This is a genomic window from Pantoea sp. T14 (assembly GCF_036663535.1).
GTDB lineage: Bacteria > Pseudomonadota > Gammaproteobacteria > Enterobacterales > Enterobacteriaceae > Pantoea > Pantoea phytostimulans.
Map to the genome: position 1 here is coordinate 212,100 of NZ_JAWUEB010000022.1, position 20,299 is coordinate 232,398.

Annotated in this window: 21 protein-coding genes; 15 read left to right on the forward strand and 6 right to left on the reverse strand. The window is 46.1% G+C overall.

Annotated elements, in window-relative coordinates; translation table 11 throughout:
• Nucleotides 1-1,275 precede the first annotated feature (1,275 nt).
• The 5 genes from SC127_RS10495 (at nt 1,276) to SC127_RS10515 (ending at nt 5,314) form a co-directional block, all read left to right on the forward strand.
• The gene (locus SC127_RS10495; RefSeq protein ID WP_243079684.1) at nt 1,276-2,478 is read left to right on the forward strand and encodes an AAA family ATPase; all 1,203 of its coding nucleotides are present in this window, start codon (nt 1,276-1,278) and stop codon (nt 2,476-2,478) included.
• Between the two features lie 59 nt (nt 2,479-2,537).
• Nucleotides 2,538-3,452, forward strand: coding sequence for a ParB family protein (locus SC127_RS10500; protein ID WP_332626422.1), 915 nt, complete (start codon nt 2,538-2,540; stop codon nt 3,450-3,452).
• A 228-nt stretch (nt 3,453-3,680) separates the two neighbouring features.
• Nucleotides 3,681-3,926: a hypothetical protein gene (locus tag SC127_RS10505; RefSeq protein ID WP_215844951.1), complete on the forward strand. Its 246-nt coding sequence runs from the start codon at nt 3,681-3,683 to the stop codon at nt 3,924-3,926.
• 467 nt (nt 3,927-4,393) lie between these two features.
• On the forward strand, nt 4,394-4,603 hold the full coding sequence (locus SC127_RS10510; protein ID WP_215844950.1) for a DUF1471 domain-containing protein: 210 nt from the start codon (nt 4,394-4,396) through the stop codon (nt 4,601-4,603).
• Between the two features lie 453 nt (nt 4,604-5,056).
• A complete protein-coding gene (locus SC127_RS10515) occupies nt 5,057-5,314 on the forward strand; it encodes a hypothetical protein (RefSeq protein ID WP_243079599.1) in 258 nt (85 codons plus the stop codon).
• 28 nt (nt 5,315-5,342) lie between these two features.
• On the opposite strand, the gene SC127_RS10520 is transcribed toward SC127_RS10515, so the two are convergent.
• Nucleotides 5,343-6,188 carry an alpha/beta fold hydrolase gene (locus SC127_RS10520; protein WP_332626239.1) on the reverse strand — a complete coding sequence of 282 codons (846 nt, stop codon included), beginning with the start codon at nt 6,186-6,188 and terminating at the stop codon, nt 5,343-5,345.
• A 69-nt stretch (nt 6,189-6,257) separates the two neighbouring features.
• Nucleotides 6,258-6,968 (reverse strand): SDR family oxidoreductase, encoded by a 711-nt coding sequence (locus SC127_RS10525; RefSeq protein ID WP_332626241.1) that lies wholly within the window; start codon nt 6,966-6,968, stop codon nt 6,258-6,260.
• 200 nt (nt 6,969-7,168) lie between these two features.
• Here SC127_RS10525 and SC127_RS10530 point away from each other — a divergent pair, with 200 nt between their 5' ends.
• The 5 genes from SC127_RS10530 (at nt 7,169) to mdtI (ending at nt 10,667) form a co-directional block, all read left to right on the forward strand.
• Nucleotides 7,169-7,699 carry a TetR/AcrR family transcriptional regulator gene (locus SC127_RS10530; RefSeq protein ID WP_332626242.1) on the forward strand — a complete coding sequence of 177 codons (531 nt, stop codon included), beginning with the start codon at nt 7,169-7,171 and terminating at the stop codon, nt 7,697-7,699.
• Between the two features lie 138 nt (nt 7,700-7,837).
• The gene (locus SC127_RS10535) at nt 7,838-8,188 is read left to right on the forward strand and encodes a cupin domain-containing protein (protein ID WP_332626244.1); all 351 of its coding nucleotides are present in this window, start codon (nt 7,838-7,840) and stop codon (nt 8,186-8,188) included.
• Between the two features lie 557 nt (nt 8,189-8,745).
• Nucleotides 8,746-9,150: a GFA family protein gene (locus SC127_RS10540; RefSeq protein ID WP_332626246.1), complete on the forward strand. Its 405-nt coding sequence runs from the start codon at nt 8,746-8,748 to the stop codon at nt 9,148-9,150.
• A gap of 847 nt (nt 9,151-9,997) precedes the next feature.
• Nucleotides 9,998-10,351, forward strand: coding sequence for a multidrug/spermidine efflux SMR transporter subunit MdtJ (gene mdtJ / locus SC127_RS10545; protein ID WP_332626424.1), 354 nt, complete (start codon nt 9,998-10,000; stop codon nt 10,349-10,351).
• Nucleotides 10,338-10,667, forward strand: a complete 330-nt coding sequence (mdtI, locus tag SC127_RS10550) for a multidrug/spermidine efflux SMR transporter subunit MdtI (protein ID WP_215844931.1) — start codon at nt 10,338-10,340, stop codon at nt 10,665-10,667. The genes mdtJ and mdtI overlap by 14 nt, the downstream gene beginning before the upstream one ends.
• Before the next feature lie 110 nt (nt 10,668-10,777).
• On the opposite strand, the gene SC127_RS10555 is transcribed toward mdtI, so the two are convergent.
• On the reverse strand, nt 10,778-11,956 hold the full coding sequence (locus tag SC127_RS10555; RefSeq protein WP_332626248.1) for an oligogalacturonate lyase family protein: 1,179 nt from the start codon (nt 11,954-11,956) through the stop codon (nt 10,778-10,780).
• A gap of 484 nt (nt 11,957-12,440) precedes the next feature.
• Here SC127_RS10555 and SC127_RS10560 point away from each other — a divergent pair, with 484 nt between their 5' ends.
• Complete coding sequence (locus tag SC127_RS10560; protein ID WP_332626250.1) at nt 12,441-14,009, forward strand: MFS transporter; 1,569 nt, start codon at nt 12,441-12,443, stop codon at nt 14,007-14,009.
• A gap of 169 nt (nt 14,010-14,178) precedes the next feature.
• On the opposite strand, the gene SC127_RS10565 is transcribed toward SC127_RS10560, so the two are convergent.
• On the reverse strand, nt 14,179-15,117 hold the full coding sequence (locus SC127_RS10565) for a LysR family transcriptional regulator (protein ID WP_332626252.1): 939 nt from the start codon (nt 15,115-15,117) through the stop codon (nt 14,179-14,181).
• Nucleotides 15,118-15,248: 131 nt separating this feature from the next.
• Between SC127_RS10565 and SC127_RS10570 the strand changes: the two genes are divergently transcribed.
• Nucleotides 15,249-16,307: a hypothetical protein gene (locus SC127_RS10570; protein ID WP_332626254.1), complete on the forward strand. Its 1,059-nt coding sequence runs from the start codon at nt 15,249-15,251 to the stop codon at nt 16,305-16,307.
• A gap of 242 nt (nt 16,308-16,549) precedes the next feature.
• On the opposite strand, the gene SC127_RS10575 is transcribed toward SC127_RS10570, so the two are convergent.
• Nucleotides 16,550-17,275 (reverse strand): SDR family oxidoreductase, encoded by a 726-nt coding sequence (locus SC127_RS10575; RefSeq protein WP_243079608.1) that lies wholly within the window; start codon nt 17,273-17,275, stop codon nt 16,550-16,552.
• A gap of 78 nt (nt 17,276-17,353) precedes the next feature.
• On the opposite strand from SC127_RS10575, the gene SC127_RS10580 reads away from it, so the two are divergent.
• The 3 genes from SC127_RS10580 (at nt 17,354) to SC127_RS10590 (ending at nt 19,311) form a co-directional block, all read left to right on the forward strand.
• Nucleotides 17,354-17,986 (forward strand): TetR/AcrR family transcriptional regulator, encoded by a 633-nt coding sequence (locus tag SC127_RS10580; RefSeq protein WP_332626256.1) that lies wholly within the window; start codon nt 17,354-17,356, stop codon nt 17,984-17,986.
• Nucleotides 17,987-18,130: 144 nt separating this feature from the next.
• Nucleotides 18,131-18,727, forward strand: coding sequence for an NAD(P)H-dependent oxidoreductase (locus SC127_RS10585; RefSeq protein WP_243079610.1), 597 nt, complete (start codon nt 18,131-18,133; stop codon nt 18,725-18,727).
• Nucleotides 18,724-19,311: a TetR/AcrR family transcriptional regulator gene (locus SC127_RS10590; protein WP_332626258.1), complete on the forward strand. Its 588-nt coding sequence runs from the start codon at nt 18,724-18,726 to the stop codon at nt 19,309-19,311. Before SC127_RS10585 ends, SC127_RS10590 begins: the two co-directional genes overlap by 4 nt.
• 242 nt (nt 19,312-19,553) lie before the next feature.
• Here the strand turns inward: SC127_RS10590 and SC127_RS10595 are convergent, their stop codons facing one another.
• Nucleotides 19,554-20,213: an NAD(P)-binding oxidoreductase gene (locus SC127_RS10595; protein WP_332626259.1), complete on the reverse strand. Its 660-nt coding sequence runs from the start codon at nt 20,211-20,213 to the stop codon at nt 19,554-19,556.
• Nucleotides 20,214-20,299 lie beyond the last annotated feature (86 nt).

Below are 20,299 nucleotides of genomic sequence, written 5' to 3' on the forward strand. Positions count from 1 at the left end.
TCGGGCGTTACACGTTCTTTATCCTGCGTAGCACTGCTTTGACCCGGTTGTTAATAAAGGTGGAATTCGTTTGCAAGGTTAGATATGGCATGTCAAATGCACGCTTGTTAAGTAGCTATGATCTTCATAAGTACTCATACGTTATATGCTCCTACTATTCTGTTTTTTGAAGCACAGCCGCACTGCTCTCTGCTAAATTTACCTTGTGGAGCTAAGCTTTACTTATTGATGGCAGTTCCATGCTTCAAATTACCTTCAGCGTGATAAGTCAGCGACATTTACATGTCTTCCCTGGTTGTCATCAGCAATAAAATAAGGTCTGTGTGTACCGTTTGAATAGTTGAGAAGGATTTGACGTGACGCACAACTTAGTTGTGCTTTAAATTTTAGTTCATCAAATGAATGCGTTTTTTACAACGTAAACCGAATTACCCATAAAGTTGACTAGAGAAAATGTGACCCAAGGCGTCTGTGAATTAACCGGCGTAAAGATACTTGCGTAGAGTTTCTACAACGTTGACAACTACTATGAAGTAGTCAAACAAACCTGATTTGGCATTACCTCTTTTGAAGCACCTAACGATATTTAACCCTCTTTGACATATCTCTGGAGCAAATACCGACAGCCTTCCGTCGAGACTAATCGCATTTGATTCTCATACTTCTAATCTCATTATTCATAAAATATATCACCTTACCATTTTAATTCTATGCTATTGAATTTAAAGGAATATATTATAATTTTCATGATGAAAACACCTCTTTGCACTCGTCTTTAAGACTTTACGATAGCGGAATTTGGATACCCCCCTCTTATGAATAAACCCAAAAAGTTATGCTCGAAACACGCAGCCTTCTAAGCATCATTTACTGTATTAAAATGATTACAGATAGAAGCATTGATTTCCCCTAAAGAGAAGAAATGCTCTCGATCTGAAAAGCTCTTGCTTATAAGCGTGTTGAAACTGCAACAAAGCAATAAAATCGCTTCAGTAAGAACAGCCAGCCAAATTGTTGTTGTAAGAAAAGGTCAATAATAAATGTGCATTTTCCTTGTTACGCGACTTAGCGTTATATCGTTATGAACCTTATTTATGATAAATGTCAGTTTCTTTCTCTTAATTCAAAAGTAGTAATTTGAAATCATCTAATAATAAACTGCATGCTTTGATCCACCTAGCCAGAAAAAATCCAAGTTTTTGGGATTTTCCTAAAAAATTGGCAGATTTCAGTTTTTTGTGTAGTATGCCAAAAAACATTAATACTGAGGTGCTTATGAAGCGTGATTACGGTGGTGTGCTGGAGATGGCGACGCGTGCTAATTCCATGTTGCACGGGTTAAGCAGTCACATTGAACAGCAGCGGCAGGAATTTAATCAAACAAGCTTTTATCAAACTTTTTCCCGTAACGCTGTAGCTAACATGCCTTTGCTGAGTAAACACGCTGTCGTTGCTGCCATAAATGATATGGAAGAAGCCGGTTATCAGTTTGGTAAAAAGCAAACGGGCAGCACTTCACAATACGCACTGAGCTTACAAAACGTCATCGACATCTATCAGCATCGCAAAGTGCCAAAATACCGCGATAAGCATGAAGGGCCATTCGTTGTATTTGTGGTGAGCCTCAAGGGTGGCGTGTCTAAAACCGTCAGCACCGTCACGCTTGCTCATGGTATGCGCGCCCATCCGTCCATGCTGCACAACGATTTGCGCATTTTGGTCATCGATCTTGACCCGCAGGCATCCAGCACCATGTTCTTAAGCCATACCAACAGCGTCGGTTCTGTACTCGAGACGGCTGCCCAAGCGATGCTTAACGATCTGGATGCGGATCAGTTGCGTGCTCAATTCATCAAACCGACAGTCATGCCAGGCGTCGATGTTATACCTGCTTCAATTGATGACGGCTTTGTGGCCAGCGATTGGGAAGAGCTGGTTGCGGAACATTTACCAGGAGTTGCACCTTCAGAAGTGTTGCGTCGAAATGTGATTGATCGCCTGGCAGGCGACTACGACTTTATCTTCCTTGATACGGGTCCGCATCTTGACTCCTTTATGTTGAATGCCATCGCCGCCAGTGATGTTCTGCTTACACCGACACCGCCTGCACAAGTTGATTTCCATTCAACGATGAAGTACCTGACGCGCCTACCGGAAATGCTTGAGCGCATCGAGTCAGAAGGGGTTGAGCCGCGACTTAAAGCTAATATTGGCTTTATGTCGAAGATGACGTCTAAGCATGACCATTTAACCTCTCAGAGCTACGCGCGCGAAGTTTTTACCAAATCAATGCTGGACTGCGGTTTACCGCGATTGGATGGATTTGAGCGCTGCGGTGAATCCTTTGATACTGTGATAAGTGCAAATCCTTCTTCTTATCCTGGTAGTGCGGACGCATTACGTAAAGCCAAACATGAAGCTGAGCAGTTCTCACGGGCTGTTTTTGACCGCATTGAATATATCAGGAGCACGCTGTGAGCGATCCAAAACAACTAAAGCGCATCGGCCGAACCCTTGGCCAATCAGCGATCGCGAGTATGATCGACAGCAGTAGCCAGTCTCGCGTCTTCACGCTGAAGTCAGGAAAAACAGCGACCTTTGTTCGTCAGTTAGTGCCACATGATGATATTGAAGCGAAAACTTTTGTTGATCCGCAGATCAATGGACGTGACCAAAAAACGTTGACGGAAGAGTCCGTTAAAGACATTACGCGGACTATCACCTTACAGCAGTTCTTTCCAGCGATTGGCCGTATGAAGGGCGATCGTGTTGAAATCATGGATGGTTCGCGTCGTCGAGCGGCTTGTCTTTTCTCCGGTGCCAGCCTTGAAATCCTGACTACCGTAGACGAACTCGACATCAGCGATGCGCGCCAGCTAGCTGCAGATATACAGACAGCTAAAGAGCACAACCTACGCGAGTTAGGTTTGCGCTTCATGTTGCTGCATGAAGCAGGCATGAGCAAAAGCGATATTGCCAAAGCTGAAGGTATTTCTAATGCCAAGGTGACGCGTGCTTTTCAAGCCGCCGCAGTGCCAGTGGAATTTATTGAGCTGTTCCCGGTGGTTTCAGAATTGACGCTTCAGGACTATCAACTGCTATTGGATGTTTGGGAAGAGGCGAAAGCGGAAGCTGTCGACATTACAGATGTAATCGCGAAGGTTAAGGAAAAGATCACCGAAGCTGAGTTGCCAAACACCAGCAATGCTGACGAGAAAAAGTCTGCGATCCTGGGATTCTTCAAGGCGACGAAACGGCAACTAAAAGCGCCGGTTAAGATCAATAAAGCAGTTACAGAAAAATTGGCAAGTTTTACCACGGCTAATACCTATGCACGTCGTAAAACCAATGAAGAGAAGCGCACGGTGCAGTATGAGTTCAGCCGTTTGCCGAAAGAGATTGCAGATCAGATCGACCGCTCAATTAGAGAAATTTTGGCGACAATGAAATAACGCCGTTGAGTAGGGCAGGGGAAGGTGCTGAGTTCTCTGCTTTATGATTACATTTAAGAAGCCGGCTACGAGCCGGTTTTTTATTGGTTTTGATAATTTAAAATGTTAGTGGCATTTCAAGTTACGCGTCTTCAATTGAGCGTAATCATAAGGTGTGAATGCTCATAAAAGAGCCCTTCGAATGGGCAACCTAAGGTATAATTTTTTCTTTTGGTTAAAGAGGTAGATATGTGTGCGTATTTAAATTCTACCGCGGGTAAAAGTGCAGTTGAGTGTGTATCAATGATAGAGAATCAGGTTGCGACTTTTCCCGACGGTAACTGGCATGTTGGGTTAAAAAATAAAACTAAAATTGTTTTGGCGCTCATTAATGAAGAGTTTGCGGCCGAAAAGCTGGGCTTCAATGAAAGTGAAGATCTAAAACAACGTGTCTATATCGCGCAAGATAAACTCATTGAAGCAGCTCTCTGGTAAGTACAGGTTACAGCGTAACAGTTAAGCTGCTATTTAGAATGAACCGTGCCGCAGAGCATTTAACCTCAGAATGGTCTCGGCACAGCTTCTAACATAACGCTTACCAATAAATCAAAGCACACCGTTTGGGAGTCATGACTTCTATCATTAAGCGCGTCCTATATCCTGACAACAATCAGTTGCGGGTTCTTTATTAGCTTAAAGCCTTCTCGTCCACTCAACCTTTACGTTTACGCCTGTCACTTTCGCGGACCTAACAAATATGTTTACTCTCTGAGGCGTCGATCCATGCATTGGTGTTGAATCCGTGTTCACGCTTTAAGGTTTATACACCACGAATGAATATTCAAATTTTTTGATTTCTTTGAGCAAATAGCACTGCTTTTAATCAAGCTTCCTCAGCTCTATGATTGTTCACATCGAGGCACAATGCCTCACACCGTATAAAATTAACTGAGGAAATGACCATGAAATCTATCAAAACTTTCGTTGCAGTTGCAGCCCTGACCCTGGTTTCTTTCGGTAGCTTCGCACAAAGCGTTACTGCTTCCGCTTCTACACTTGACGGTGCCGAAGCCAAAATTGCGGCTCAGGCTCATAAGATTGGCGCTTCATATAAAATTACTGGCGCCCGTGTTGATAACAAAGCTTACGTATCAGCCGAACTGACCAAATAAACAGAATTGATTCAGGAAAGGCTGCCCAATAGGGTGGCCTTTTCGCATTTGAAGTCAACACTCTCACCCAGAATGATGTCGCACAATTAAGTCGTGCCTACGTGATCCATCTCTTTTTTTACTGATACGGCAGCAAGCTGTAAACACTTTTGAGTAAGCCGTTAAACAGGTGCCGCCGATTACGCTGGCGCAACGTTTAACTTCCACGTTGGTGGTGAAGACGGTGATCCAAGATCGCCCGCTGGTATTAGGCCAAGGTTGACAGTTCCAGGGCATTGGCAGGTAGCGTCAAGACATCATCTCTTGCATCTCATTTGACTGGCATTAAGCCATTACCTTCTCAATGGATGAATATAAAAAAACAGACTCAGATAATTCTTTGCGCTTACGCTTGTTGGATTCCCTGCGGTGACTAACCTTGAGACATCTGATGATGTCCGGGATTAACGGTGTATGCATCTGGCGTGGCCGATGACCGGCATCAGGGGAGTGATGATGATCAAGCATGATGCAGTAGTCGTGATGCCCTGTAATGGGTTTACGATTCAGCGTGTCGATAAAACCAGTAAATCCAATGAGGAGAGCAATAAACTGGAAGAAGAAATTTGGGGTTTGTTTGGGGAAATAGAAGCTGAAACGGATGAACATGAGAAAACGGTGATTCGGGAGCGAATTTGGCGGCTGGCCGCAACCGGCGACAAGAAGGGATGACGGCGACCTGTTCGGCGCCATCACTCTATTACGCGGACAAAAGCTGCATTACCTGCGTTGCCACTTCATCGGGTTGTTCTTCCGGTAGCCAGTGGCCGCAGCCTGAAACGCTGCCACCGCGCACGTTGGATGCGAACTCCTCCAGCATTGGCACAATCAGAGAACCGTACGAATGCTCGCCCCCAAGCGCCAGCACAGGAATGGAGAGCCGCTCTTCTTTCCAGACAAGGGCATTTTCGTGATCGCGCGGAAAGGCGCGGTACCATTCCAGACCGCCTCTCAGGTTTCCCGGCTGTGCCAGCGCGCGCGCAAATGTGTCTATTTCATCAACCGAATGCGCGCCATGATCAAACGCCCGATCGTAGATAAAGGCAGAGACATACTCCCGCTCACGGCCTTGTATCAATAACTCTGGCAAATCACGTTTCATGTGGAAGGCGAAATGCCAGACCTTTTGCTCATGCGAGTTTTGCACCCAACGGCTCCAGCCAGGTTGAGATGCATCCAACACGGCCAGGTGCGTAACGGCATCCCGCTGCGTCAGGGCAAGCGCCAAAGCCGTCATCGCCCCAATATCATGACCGCAGACTGCATATTTCGTAAAACCCAATGTTGTCATAACGGCGTGAACATCACTGGCCATGCTGTGCTTGTCATATCCGCCCTGAGGTTTTTCAGAATGCCCGGCTCCGCGAAGATCAACGGCCACGACAGTGTGCCGTTTAGCAAGTTGCGGCATCATGTGACGCCATTCCCACCACGTTTGCGGAAAACCGTGAATCAGCACAAGTGGCGATCCACTACCGCCAATCACGGCATGAATGTTAATGTCGCCAGCTACTACCCTTCGGTGTTCGAAACTCTCAATATTCATGCTGTCTTCTCCTTCCATTCAGCGAAATCTATCGGCATGGCTTAAAGCATTGATGGCTTTTAGAGGGGATCAGACCAGGCGGGCTCCGCAATCCACATGAATGGTTTCACCGGTGATGGCTTTGTTCTGCATAAGGAGCAACACCGCCTGTGCCACTTCATCAGCAGTTACCAGACGAGGAACGGGATTTTTCTTTGCGACCTCATCGAGTACTCGCACGCCGAGTTCTGGGAAAATAGTGTCCCACATTGGCGTGTCCGTATAACCGGGTGCAACGGCGTTAAAGCGAAGGGGAGCGAGTTCCAGCGCCAGCACGCGCGCCAATTGTTCAGTTGCCATTGTGGCAATGCCAGATACCCATGCGCCGCTGACGGGGCGGTCTGATGAGAGCCCGCCGGTAAATGTAAATGATCCACCAGGCCGCATAAGACCATGCGCAGCACGCACCACCTCAACGGAGCCCCAAAGACGTTCATCAAACTTATGTCGAAAATCACCGATTTCAGCTTCAAGTGGACTGCCTACTTTGGTGCTACCCGCAGCAATATAAACGTGATCGACAAAAGGGAGCTGAGCAAAGAGTCCCTGAAGGGATTCTGTGTTGTTGATGTCAGCGACCTGGATTTCCAGCCCATTCACAGCTCTTTGTGCGGCCTCGAGTTTTTCCCTTGTCCTTGCGACGGCTAGCACGCGTGCGCCAAGTGCGGTGGCGGCTTTAGCGACGGCAAGACCAATCCCTTCTGAGCCGCCAATAATCACAACCTGCTGATCATTCATCATAAAATCTTCATCCTTTTTCAAAATGTGGCGCGGGTACTGAGGCGCCCTTATTGTTTAGTGAGCGATAAACAATACTTTCTTGCGCAGAGGTGTCAAGCAGATATAATGCGCAAATGACAACGAATACCTCTCCCACAGCTGATTCGAAATCCCGTGGTCGCAAGTCCACGTTTGACCGGGACGACGCGCTCAGTATTGCTTTGAATCTCTTCTGGCGGCATGGCTATGAAGGCGTATCGATAACCGATTTGTGTCAGGCGATCGGTATAGCGCCGCCCAGTCTTTACCATGCATTTGGCAGCAAGGCTGATCTCTATCGAAGTGCTTTACGGCTTTATGCCGCGGGCAATCTAACCGTGGAAGAGATCGCGGCGATGCCTTCTGCCCGTTCAGCGGTACAAAGCGTTTTGGCGTTCGGCGTTAAAGCGGTGACGCAGCCGGGTAAACCGGTTGGTTGTATGATTTCCAGCGGAATGCTCATGGTTGGCGTAGAAAACGCGGACATCGCTGCGGAGTTGCGCACGATGAGAGCTGAACTACGCGAGGCGCTGGAGCAACGTATATTGTGCGACGTGGAGGCGGGATTACTGCCGCCTACTGTTGATTCGGCTGCGCTCGCCCGCTTTTACGCAACGGTCCTACAAGGGCTTTCGGTTGCTGCGGTGGATGGCGCAGAACGCGCCGAACTCGATTTGGTCGTTCAGGCTGCTATGCAGGCCTGGCCAGCGTAAGCGCTTATGAACAAGGATTTTGCTGTTTCGGTTAAACGTTGAAGAAAGACTCTTAGTAATGCGGGGACGTTCAGGCTTTCGATGTTTAGCGCAAACACTGATTTTGTGAAATAAAAATTCGACATAATTGAGGTGAAAATGATTTCTAAGGATAATGCAGAGCACTACGTTTGGGGTGATAAATGCGATGGATGGTACCTGGTCAAAAACCAGGATATGCTCGTTATTCATGAGAAAATGCCTGCCGGCACACAGGAAAAAAGGCACTATCACGCTGTCTCGAGACAGTTTTTTTTCGTTCTTGAAGGCATCCTGACAATGGAACTGGAAGGAGAGAAACATGAGATCGGAGCCCAGCAGGGAATTGAAATCCCTCCCGAGACAAAACATCAGGCCAGAAACGATTCAAATAACCCGGTTGAGTTTATTGTTATCTCTCAACCTACCACGCGTGGCGATCGCTTCGACATTCCCGATATCACATCTTAAGAGATTATCTTTTTTATAAGGCGCTATTTGGCTTTTTATAAACAGGGTTGTATCACAGATCTAACATCATAATTCAATGCCATGTGATTATCTTATTTCTCATTGGTTTATTTTTTATAAATCACCTGAAAATCATGCCGAAGATTGATTTCACAATAGTTGCCCATCTGAGTTTATATTGATGAGAGACACAGGCGTGCAAACGGGTATCTATGAAAAATCCTATATAAGGCATGAGCTATATAATAATTTCTAAGATTTATTAAATCCCATGCTATTTCTGGCAAAAAAGAGGATTTTTCATATTTTAACTCTGACCGAAAAATGTTTTATACCAGAAATTCTATGAATACAGATAGTTGCCAGCACAAAAGATATAAGATTAATACGGCGCTAAACGATAGTAACGCTACGTCGGCAACGTGAACACGTGAGTATAACGTTTGTATCTTTTGCCTTACTCAGCATAAGATTATTAGGTAAAACGCCAATTCTACAGAAGTAAGCCCTGTTATGGCGTGTCGAATAATTTCACCGAACATCACCGGGAGATTGCTATGCCAGATAAAATGCCTGCTCAGTGCCATTGTGGTGCGGTCGCTTTCACTGTGGAACTGATAGACGGGTTTGACTCAGTCCGGCGCTGCAACTGTTCTTTTTGCCGTATGCGTGGTGCCGTGGTTGTCTATGCCGCAGGCGTAGAAGTAACAGAGGGGCGAAGCCAACTCACTGAATATCGCTTTAATAGTCGAGAAGTTGCACATTATTTCTGTTCAGTTTGCGGTATCTATACATTTCATCAGAGCCGTTCTGATCCTGAAAAATTTGGTGTCAATGTTGCCTGCATTAAAGGAATATCGCCGTTTGATTTTACATCGGTCATTGTAAGTGATGGGAATAATCATCCTAAAGATGGTGGGAAGGGCGGTGTGGCGGGTTATCTCTCTTATGCCCCTAAATAACTTTCGCTAAAAAAGCGACATTAAGGCGGATTTCGGTCATACCTGAGTGCTGGCAAAAACGGGTTGTTCAACCTTATGCAATCTGGACGTGATGCCCTGCATATCTTGAAAAACGCCTATTAGGACGCCTCAGCCTATACAAGATATTGCGTTGTGGATTTTCGCTGAAACGTTGCGCGACCTGCTGCACTGGCCCTGTTTGGTGAACAGGGCCAGTGCAGAAATTCAGGTTAATGCTGGGCTCAATGACGTCGCTCAAGGTTAGCATAGGGGAACTGTCCTTAAGATAACAACCTATCAATCGTGTCAGGCTGACCCCGTCACTCTGTTGGTGCGCTTGATAAGTACTGAAAATGAAGCAAAGATCGTAGTGTGTTGTGGCATGACTTGACGTCGCCTGAGCCTTCTTGTTATTAAAATTTTATTTAACAGGCCTGAATGTTAAGGATGTTAGAATTTTAATGTTTATTATTCAGTTTGGTTAATTAGAATGGAAGAAGGGAACCGACGCGCAGATTATTAAACGAGCTGACGTAAAGAAATGAAAATCCCTTAAAATATAATTTCACATATGCGAGAATAAGCGCGTGTATAACGACAGAGGACAATTTTTCATCCACACTGACGAAAAGCAACAACGTGGATAAGTTGTAAAATTATGGACAAAATGTTCGCTTCAATAATGGCTCAACTCTCTTTATCTCTCTCTGGCTCAAACCGCCTGATCTGCGATCAGCACTGGCGTTTCGGACTGTAGTTCCTTTCTCTCCTTTTGTTTTTTTAAATTTAACTGGGCTAATGCGCCTTTTTTTGCGTGCTTGGCCATTATTTCTCATTTAGGAGAGAAATCATGTTCTATTGGATTTTATTAGCGCTGGCAATTGCGTCGGAAATTATTGGCACCGTTTCAATGAAATGGGCCACTGTTAATGGTGGCAGTGCAGGCTATATTTTTATGTTAGTGATGATCGCGCTTTCTTATATTTTCCTGTCGTTTGCCATTAAGCGCATTGCGCTGGGTGTGGCATACGCAATGTGGGAAGGTGTTGGCATTCTGTTTATTACGCTGTTTAGTGTAATGCTGTTTGAGGAAGCGTTATCCGCTATGAAAATCGCCGGATTGATGACGCTGGTTGCGGGCATTGTATTGATTAAATCTGGCACGCTAGCGCGCAAGGAGGTGCAACATGGCCACCTTTAATTGGGTGCATATTGCCTGGTTAGCCTTGGCGATTGGATTAGAGATCATAGCGAATGTTTTTCTGAAGTTTTCCCATGGCTTTCGCCGCCCTTTGTATGGTGTATTGTCACTTATCGCGGTATTGACCGCGTTCAGTGCGCTGGCTCAGGCCGTAAAAGGCATCGATTTGTCTGTCGCCTATGCGCTTTGGGGCGGTTTCGGATTGGTCGCTACGGTCGCCGCTGGCTGGATTTTATTCGGGCAACGATTGAGTTCCCGAGGCTGGTTAGGCGTGGGATTGTTATTAGTGGGCATGGTGTTGATTAAATTCGCTTAATAGCAGAGAGATGTCAGCGGGTACCTCATCCATAACATCTATTCTCTACCAAAACGCGACGGTGATGACCGTCGCCATTGGTTTGATTGAGCTTAACCTGATTGTCGCTGTTATTCTCTGAGAGCTTGACGCATCGCATCAGGGATTTCTGCCAGGTATAACGCAGGTAATCCTTCATAGTCTGTGGTGAACAGGACATGACGATCATCTGGGGAGAAAGAAGGGTGAGGATGAGTGACCTGGCGATCGCCATCTAGAACGCGCCATGAACTATTATGTGCCGCAAGCGGCGTATATTGGCGTGTTTTAACATCAAATAAATATAACCACGGATCATTTTCAATCGTATGGCTGGTAGTGTCTTGTACATCCACAGGAGTACCAGAGCCATCGCCGACGAGCATTGTGCCGTTTTCATTGCTCATGAGATGCGAACATGCAGGCATCTTCATCAAGCACGTATCTTCGTGAGTGACCGGATCATAGCGGCGCACATATCGGTCATGCTGACCTTTAAGATACGACACGTAAATCAGCGCCGATCCGTCAGGCACCCAAAACTCATGTGTACAGCTTTCACCGGACTCATGTGATTTTACCTTACGGACATTATTGCCCTCTGAATCCATTAACCACATGCGTGCATCAACAAGGTCATGAGGTCCTTCATGACAAAATGCGACGGTATTATCATCAAACGGCCGATAAATGGGATGTCCTAGCCATTCATTTCGCTCATGTATTACCTTCGATTTGCCACTCAGCAGATCAATCTTTAGCAGACGACAGTGTGGATTACTGTGATAAAACGCCTGGAATATGGTCCAGTCAGGCAGCGGTTTCCAGTCTTCACGGCTGATTTCAATGCCAACTAAACTATTACATTCACTGTTTGCCACCCAAGTACCGTATCCAACCCATTCATCTGGTACCTGGTAAACAACATCCTCACTTAAATCATCTAAGTTAACGCGTAATAGATTACGTTCGTTTTTAACGTAATAAAGGAACTTATCATCAGGTGAAAGGAAGCCGCCATAAGTGTTATCACCTTTCCCCTCTGTGAGTTGAACGGCTTTTTGCGAACTTAAATCAAGAAGATAGTAGTTGCGATTTTTATCAAACTCCCCCGCAAAAAGTATTTTATTACCTTCGTTGGTAAAACATTTCTGATAGAAATAATTGCGATGGCACAGGACATCGGGAGGCGTTAAGCGTGTAACAGAGGCGCCGGTTTTCGGATCCTTAAATGTAGAGAAGTTAAACTGAATGCTTGAACCCTTGGCCATGATGTTCTCCATGAGTGGCTTTACATTAACTCACTGAAATAAATAGGATAATTTATATAATTTAAATTGAAACATCGTTTCATTTTTATAATAATACATTAACGATTTGCTCCATGAGACGCTAATCACCCTTGAAAATGTAGAGTCGATCACATTTCAAATAATTATTTGTACCGTCCTAAAACTGATTCAAAAGCAATATTTTCGTGGCGTTATTTCTTTTAAAATCCTGCTCTCCTGTAGAAATTATTCTCTCAATAACCGTTATGAGCGGGATCAGCTCACTTATATGCTTCGCTCTGAACATGAATAGTCGATGATTTAGCTATCAATGACGAAAGATTCAACCCATAGGTACTGTTTAACAATCTCTTTAATGTGAAGTCATTCACAGCTATCGATCACAGATTGACATATAAAGCCCTCTATCAATAAAAATGAAACAGCGTTTCATATTACAAATGCTATCTGGGTGGGTATCAGGATGAACGTAGAAAAAAGAATTCTATTCAGACATCAACTTGCTTACGGAGGAGGGAATCTACTCGGTAGCGGGGCTCTGGCTATCGCTGGCATCTGGCTATTGTATTTTTACACCACCTTCTGTGGGCTGACGCTTTTACAGGCTTCAGTTATTTTCTCTGTCGCAAGCATCATTGACGCCGTAAGTAACCCTTTGATGGGCTATCTATCTGATAATTTTGGCAAAACGCGACTTGGCAAACGTTTTGGCCGACGTCGATTTTTCATTTTACTCGGCATACCCCTGATGATGTTCTATCCATTCTTGTGGATAGAGGGCTTTGGCTTTTGGTATTACTTATCTACTTATGTTTTATTCGAGCTGATTTATACGTCGGTGATGGTGCCGTATGAAACGCTGGCGACAGAAATGACGACCGATTTTTCCGCTCGCTCTAAACTTACCGGTTACAAAGCCATTTTCGGTAAGATAGCTAACTTCCTGGCTGCTTTAATTCCGGGCCAGTTCATTTTGATCTATGGCAAAGACTCTGCGCAGCCCTTCTTTTTTACCGCTTTAACCTATGGCGTTATTCTGTTTATCGCTATTGGGTTACTCTATTTCTATTCGTGGGAACGGCCAGCAGAAGAAACCTCGATAGCCGAAGAGAAGAAAATAGGTTTAGCGAAAACAGCAATAACGCTGGTGCGGGACATGAAATCGACCTTTCATCTGCGCGTTTTTCGTAAGCACTTAGGAATGTACCTTTGCGGATTTGGTGCAGAGTGGCTATTTGCCTCTGTCTTCACCTATTTTATAATATTCGTACTACAGTACGATCCCGCCATGGTAGCTGGGCTTAACAGCCTTAATTCCATTCTTCAATTATTCTCTACAGCGATCTTTATCGGTATCTGTGTAAAGCACGGTTTCAGTAAACCTTATATCTGGGCACTCTGTATTGTTGTATTCGCCGTTATTTGTTATAGCCTGCTGCATTTCCTTAAACTACCGCAACAGTATGTCACTGTAGCCATGTTAACTATCACGGTGATTTTCGGTATCGGTACCGGCGGTGTGTACTACATTCCCTGGACGGTTTACACATTCCTGGCAGATATTGATGAAGTATTTACTGGCCGCCGTCGTGAGGGCATCTATGCTGGAGCGATGACCTTCTCAGGAAGGTTAATGCGTTCGGTCATTGTCTTCGCAATGGGGGCAATCCTGAGTTTTTACGGTTTCCAGTCTAAATCCCATACTCAGCCTGAAAGTGCTGTCACGGCGATAGCCATGGTCTTTGGCATTGGCGTGATCAGCCTTGCTTTTATGTCGATGGTTTTCAGCTATCAAATGAAGTTAAATCGCAAAACACATCTGGTGGTTCTCAACGAAGTGTCGCGTATAAAAGCAGGGGGGAAAATCAGTGAAATTGACCCCGAAGCTCGCGCCGTTATCGAAGAGCTTACGGGACACGTTTACGAGCAGTGTTGGGGTAATAGCGCCGTGTGCCGAAATATATTCGATACACCAAATGATGGCCAAATAAATACCAGTCAGCCTGTGAATATCACCAAAAGTTCTCAATAAACAGGCTTGCATCCCCATTCTGGCCGGGAATCCGGCCAGTGATTTCACTCTTTAATCCGTCTTTTTTACTTTAACTATTCCCTTTTCTTGGTTTGTTGGTTTTATTTAGGCGATCAAAAAATGAGAATAGCCTTCCGAAATAAAATGACGACTTATATTCAACATCATATTAATTATTTGCAGTTGGCGTATTGGGAACATCATGCGTTAATTCCGCAGCGGCTGCTTCAAAATGTGCGATCATAAAATCAACAAATACCCGTACCTTGGGTGAAAGATGACGATTTTGCGGATACATCACCACAACGGGCTTTTGAGGCGTCATCACCTTGTTGAGTAATATTTCCAGCTCCCCCGATTTAACACTTTTTTCAATGAGGTAGTCTTGGCAGTAAATCACGCCAACATCGCTAATTGCAGCATCGACCATGGCTTCACCATCGTCTAACGACAGCGTGCCGACGGGAATATGGATGTAACGCTGTCCATTTTCGTCAAAAACCCATTCGATGAGTTTTCGAGTCTGTGGAGAAATAAACGAAACACAATTATGTTCGCGTAAATCCGCGGGTGTTTGCGGTCGGGTATGCTGTTCTAAATAACAAGGTGAAGCAGCGACCACAAAGCGAGTCGTTCCCAAAGAGCGGGCGACCATCCGCGTATCAGGCAAGTCACCGATCCGTACGACAACATCAAAACCTTCTTCCACCACATCCACAATTCGGTCAGTTACGCTGGCTTCAACATTTACCTCTGGGTAGCGTTGCAAAAAGGCCGAAATTATCGGGATAACACGGGAACGACCGAAGGCGACAGGCATGCTCACACGCAAGCGACCACCAGGAGCACTCTGTGCTTGAGACATGGCAAGTTTAGCTTCGTTTAGATCATTGAGGATCTGCTTACAACGTTGATATAGCGCGGCACCATCCGCAGTCAGGCTAAGGCTGCGTGTTGAGCGATTAAACAAACGTATCTGTAGTTCATTTTCCAGGCGAGAAACGGCCTTGCTTACACCGGAGGCGCTAATACCAAGCTCCGCCGCAGCATCAGTAAAGCTATCTCTTTCCGCTGCGGATACGAATGCGCTTATTGCACTTAAATCCATGATGTCATCTCGCTGGAATCTGAGTCACAAATGTAGTGATTATGGGCTTATTTATCAACTTAAGTACTTTAATTAAAGTAGGCACATTCTCCATCAAAATCTCGTTGGTTGTTAATTAAAGAGTGAGACACATGGCCTGTATGAAAATTAAGTCACTTATTGGTAGCTCGTTTGTCTTGGTCGTGGCCTTGAGTGCTGCGAAGCTACACGCGCAGGGATTTATCGGATATATCCAAAACACCATAAACCCCGAAGATATGGTAGTGGTCAATAAGACGCATTGGGTTATCGCTTCAACGGACAAAACACCCAGTAAAAAGAAACCTGGTTACCTTTATCTCATTAACTCACTCAGCGGTAAGGCCGAACTTGTGAACGCAAAGATAGCGCCAATTCCTACCGCCGGAGATCCATCATGTAAGCCTATTGTAATGAGTGACCTGGCAATGAGTGGTCTGGCGATGCGCAATGAAACCGACGGTGCTAACCAACTCATAGCTGTAAATCGTGGAAAGCGAATGTCTGTTGAGTTTTTCAATGTTGATCTTTCTGGCTCTAAGCCCGCATTGACATGGAGTGGATGTGTGGTTATGCCCGCTAAAGCTTTTCCAAATGCGGTCGTACCCATCGGACAGGATGGACTGGCAATGACCATTTCTTTTGAAACCGACAATACCCAGCTTATTGAACAATTAGAGAAAAAAGAAAATACGGGATATCTGCTCGAATGGACAAAACGCAAGGGTTTTACACGTGTTCCAAATAGTGAACTGCCACTTAATAACGGCCTTAAAATCAGTCCCGATGGCAAATTTTATTATATTGCGGGCTGGGGGGGAGAGACATTATTGCGACTGCCCACCGCGTCGGGAAGCGGTAAACCTTTGTTAGTTAATATTGGTGTAAAGCCAGATAATTTGAGTTGGTCCAGCACGGGTAAATTGATTGTTGCGGGCCAAATCCAGTCTGCGGCTAAGATTTTTAGTTGCGTGGCGTCTGATAAAGATATCTGTCCTGTTCCATTTAAAATAATTGAAGTTGATCCAACAAACCTGACGACGCTTCGTGTGCTCGTCGATGGTGTAAAAATGGATACCTATGCAGCTGCGACCACCGGGTTAGAGGTCGATAATGAGATGTGGGTAAGTTCGTTCCGCAATAATAAAATCGCACGTTACCGGCTAAAATAAGGCATCGGTTGATGCGCACATTAGTCTCTTTTCAAAACCGCTTTTAATACACTTTATGCTATGAGGCTCCGTAAGGAGCCTTTTGCCCGATCTGAACTGCCTCAAACCAGGTGAATATCATAGCGATATTTCCCAACTACCGTTGGGTAGCAGCAGATTTTCCTGTTATCCATAGATGTGGAAAGCTAAAGACTTGTGAGCGGTGATTAATACGGAAAAGCATCACGGATACAGTCAGAGAGTTACAAGGGCAGCACGACAGCTTCATTCTGAAACGCGGCATCATTATTTGGTGCCGTCTGCAAAGCTAGACGGACCGGGAAAGCCGCTGCTTCATGGGGCGTGCGGTCGCCCAAATGCCCGCTTAAATCAGTATTAACTAATCCGGGGCAAACCGAGACAGCCGTTATCGCGGTATCTTTCAGTTCTGCGTTGAGCTGAATAGTCAGCATGTTAAGTGCAGCTTTTGACGTGTTATAGCCTATAAGTTTCACATTATAAAACGGTGACTCTTTATCATTATTCAGCGTAAGCGAACCAAGACTACTTGAGATATTCACAATACGCCCGGCTGATGACTTACGCAGCAAAGGCAACATCGCCTGGGTAACAGCCAGCGGTCCGATAAAATTGGTTTCAAGTACATGACGTACTGTGTCTGGCGAAGTGCTACCCGGTAAACCATCACGGGCATCTGCAATGCCGGCATTGTTAACCAGAATGTCCAGACGACCGTATGCATTTTCGATGTGTTCCGCCGCCGCAGCGATGTTTTCACCGTCGCAAATATCAATTTGAAGGAATGAAACATCAAGTCCTTCGTTCATCAATGTATTAGCCGCCGCCTGCCCGCGGGCTGAATTGCGAGCCCCAAGTAATACCTTGGTACCCGCCAGCGCCAGCTGTTTCGCGATTTCGTAGCCGATACCTTTGTTGCCGCCCGTGACCAGCGCAAGTGAAACGGTCATCGCTTACTCCTTTAGATTTATTAGTGAAGAGGGTGTCCTCTATAATATGAAGAATCCTTCACTAAAAAGAATTCGCGTATGACGTTGAAAACCCTGTCCACCTATAACCCGCGTAGATCACCGCGCCAGAGAAGATCAGCTGCTACTGTCGACGTTATTCTCGAAGCCACTATTCAGGTTTTACTGAGTACTGGAACCTCGCAATTGACCACTACGCGAGTAGCCGAGCGGGCAGGGGTGTCGGTGGGTTCGCTTTACCAATATTTTCCTAACAAGCAGGCGCTGTTCTTTGCATTGAACGATCACTATTTAGACCATCTCGCCGGACGAATTGAAAAAGTATGTGAGACGTTGCAGGGCGCCCCGTATACCCAAATGGTTCAGGGCGTTATCAGTGAATACATCAACATTAAAACAGAACGTTATGACGTTACCTGCGCACTTTATCGCGCAGCTGCTGAAATCGACGTGAGTGATATTGTTGAAAGCATGTGTCGGCGCATTGAGGTAGCGAGTGAAGGGATGCTTGCTTCAGCATCGGATGCGAAATTTCAGAACCTTTCCTCTCTCAACGTGACCTTATTGAACGTGCTTTTTGGAACCGTGCGGACTTTTTTTGACCGCAATCGGCCAGAGCTTCTCAACAGTCAGTTGCAGGAACAGCTGATAATAATGTTCTGTACCTATCTGAATAGGGCGAAATTGCCCTAAATAAACGCTGCTGCTTTACATCAAGCCTGTCGGGGATAAAAGAAAAACAGCGTTTATTTAGCCTTTGCTGTTTGAGACGCGGTTTGACAACCTACCAATCGTAGGTTACTACTAGTAGGTAATGCCTTAACGGAGATTGCCGACATGCACGCACTGATCGTTACTGCCCATCCTGATCGCAATTCACATACCCAAACGGTGGCATCACACTTGGCCAAAGGCGTTGTTGCCAGCGGCAATTACACCGTTGAGCATGCTGATTTAGCAGCTGAACAGTTTGATCCTCGTTTCAATCAAGCGGATTTCGACCAATTTAAGGGCAAGTTAGCTTCACCTGCTGACGTCATTGCCGAACAGGTGCGCGTAGATCGCGCGAATGCACTGATACTGGTTTATCCAATCTACTGGTGGTCATTTCCAGCCCTGCTAAAAGGATGGATTGATAGAGTGTTTACACAAGGCTGGGCGTACGACGATACGGGCCAGAATGTTATCAAGAAGCTTGAACATTTACAGGTGCATCTGATTGCGGTGGGCGCAGCGAGCCAGCGTACCTATGTTCGCCACGGTTATTTCGGCAGTATGCGCACGCAAATTGACCACGGAATTTTTGGCTATTGCGGTGCGCCGGTAGTGACCAGTGAATTACTGTTAGCGTCGGATAAAAACTTTCCTGACTCACATTACGCTCTGGCATATAACCTTGGCGAGCGGCTTTTTGAACAAAAGGAACCCGCATGATCCAGGCTCCTCGTCAGCGCATGACTTATCAGGCAAGGCGACAACAGTTACTTACCGTAGGGTGGAATCTCGTGCGCCTTGAAGGCACTGATGCGTTAGCGTTGGGACGCCTGGCCATTGAAGCGGGTGTGAGTAAGCCAGTGGTTTATGACCATTTCAAGTCACGGCAAGGCTTGCTGGTAGCCCTTTATGAAGATTTTGATGTGCGACAGACTGCGATTATCGATGCCGCAATGGCTGCTGCGGACAACAGCCTGGAAGAGAAGGCAGCTGTAGTGGCATCACGCTATGTTGATTGCGTGCTGACGCAAGGGCGTGAAATCCCTGATGTGCTGTCAGCATTGGATAGCACGCCAGAACTTGCTGAAATCAAGCTCAAATATCAGCGCGACTTTATGGAAAAATTTCGCAACTGGTTTGCTGAGTTTGTTAAACCAGCCGGCATCCCACAATCAAGTTTGTGGGGAATGCTGGGTGCGGCGGACGCCATTTCAAATGCGGTTGTCTGTGGCGATATTCTTCAACAGGAAGGTCTTCAGGAGCTGACTTTACTGATCATTAATTTGGTAGAGCGATATCGCTAATGCGTTAAACCCCCCAAAGCGCAGCAGCATCCCTGATCTCATTCAGTGATCGCTCAATGTGGGAACTGAAGCCCCAATGAGGGTTTATCAAACCGGATCGGTTCGCGAATTGCTGCACTTGGTAGCAATGAAAATGACAATAGCGAGCTTAGCAAGCTGCTTTAAAAGGGCGCTGCCAACCCGTCAGTCTGCTCCGGGCAGGAGCAGACTGATACTTGCTGGTGGCAACCGGAAGGCACATTTTATCGCGCTGCCATCCGCTGTATAGCTTCACGCACGGGTACACTTCCACCCGTCAGTTCAATAATGATGCGGCTGACATCTGGCTGCTCTATGATTTCCAGCAGTGTCATCGCGACATCATCACGGGAAATATCGCCATAGGGGATCGCCAGGCCGGCACGAACAAGTCCGCTACCTTTCTCATCAGTCAGCGTTCCGGGCCGTAAAATCACCCAATCCAGTTCACTTTCCGCAAGCGCGACGTCTGCCATCTTTTTGACGCGCATGTAATTTTCAAAGCTAGCCGGAAGGCCTTTTCCTCTGGCGGCTTCCGGGAATGCGGAGACCAGCAAAAAGCGCGTGATCCCGGCCTGGCTTGCAGCGGCAACGGCGGTTTTTAACCCCTCGCCATCAATAGCATTCGTCATTTCCTCTCCGCCTTTTCCCCCTGCACCGGCTGAAAAAACCACAATTTCGCTTCCTGCCATCAGCGATGCAAGTGATCCGGTATCCAGTTTCGTCAGGTCGCCTTTGACCGGTTCGGCACCAATCTGGCGCAACGACGGCTCTTGGTCATCTTTGCGATAAAGCGGGCGAGCAGTGTGCCCTTTTTTTGCGAGCAGGGATGACAGGCGATAACCTATGTTCCCAGCACCACCAATGATAAATACGTTAGCCATCAATACCTCTCTTCAATGATTCTTGGGAGCAACGGTGCATTTAGGGAGTTAGGGCACGGTTGCAGGCAACAACATAATCATGGCTG

Bases quoted from the DNA above. Each gene is read 5' to 3' on its own strand.
- SC127_RS10585 (WP_243079610.1), top strand. From the start codon at position 18,131: ATGCACGCACTGATCGTTACTGCCCATCCTGATCGCAATTCACATACC.
- SC127_RS10555 (WP_332626248.1), bottom strand. From the start codon at position 11,956: ATGGCCAAGGGTTCAAGCATTCAGTTTAACTTCTCTACATTTAAGGAT.
- SC127_RS10570 (WP_332626254.1), top strand. From the start codon at position 15,249: ATGGCCTGTATGAAAATTAAGTCACTTATTGGTAGCTCGTTTGTCTTG.
- SC127_RS10525 (WP_332626241.1), bottom strand. From the start codon at position 6,968: ATGATGAATGATCAGCAGGTTGTGATTATTGGCGGCTCAGAAGGGATT.
- SC127_RS10575 (WP_243079608.1), bottom strand. From the start codon at position 17,275: ATGACCGTTTCACTTGCGCTGGTCACGGGCGGCAACAAAGGTATCGGC.
- SC127_RS10590 (WP_332626258.1), top strand. From the start codon at position 18,724: ATGATCCAGGCTCCTCGTCAGCGCATGACTTATCAGGCAAGGCGACAA.
- SC127_RS10560 (WP_332626250.1), top strand. From the start codon at position 12,441: ATGAACGTAGAAAAAAGAATTCTATTCAGACATCAACTTGCTTACGGA.
- SC127_RS10520 (WP_332626239.1), bottom strand. From the start codon at position 6,188: ATGAATATTGAGAGTTTCGAACACCGAAGGGTAGTAGCTGGCGACATT.
- SC127_RS10515 (WP_243079599.1), top strand. From the start codon at position 5,057: ATGCATCTGGCGTGGCCGATGACCGGCATCAGGGGAGTGATGATGATC.
- SC127_RS10495 (WP_243079684.1), top strand. From the start codon at position 1,276: ATGAAGCGTGATTACGGTGGTGTGCTGGAGATGGCGACGCGTGCTAAT.
- SC127_RS10535 (WP_332626244.1), top strand. From the start codon at position 7,838: ATGATTTCTAAGGATAATGCAGAGCACTACGTTTGGGGTGATAAATGC.
- SC127_RS10540 (WP_332626246.1), top strand. From the start codon at position 8,746: ATGCCAGATAAAATGCCTGCTCAGTGCCATTGTGGTGCGGTCGCTTTC.
- SC127_RS10595 (WP_332626259.1), bottom strand. From the start codon at position 20,213: ATGGCTAACGTATTTATCATTGGTGGTGCTGGGAACATAGGTTATCGC.
- SC127_RS10505 (WP_215844951.1), top strand. From the start codon at position 3,681: ATGTGTGCGTATTTAAATTCTACCGCGGGTAAAAGTGCAGTTGAGTGT.
- mdtI (WP_215844931.1), top strand. From the start codon at position 10,338: ATGGCCACCTTTAATTGGGTGCATATTGCCTGGTTAGCCTTGGCGATT.
- SC127_RS10510 (WP_215844950.1), top strand. From the start codon at position 4,394: ATGAAATCTATCAAAACTTTCGTTGCAGTTGCAGCCCTGACCCTGGTT.
- SC127_RS10565 (WP_332626252.1), bottom strand. From the start codon at position 15,117: ATGGATTTAAGTGCAATAAGCGCATTCGTATCCGCAGCGGAAAGAGAT.
- SC127_RS10580 (WP_332626256.1), top strand. From the start codon at position 17,354: ATGACGTTGAAAACCCTGTCCACCTATAACCCGCGTAGATCACCGCGC.
- SC127_RS10500 (WP_332626422.1), top strand. From the start codon at position 2,538: ATGATCGACAGCAGTAGCCAGTCTCGCGTCTTCACGCTGAAGTCAGGA.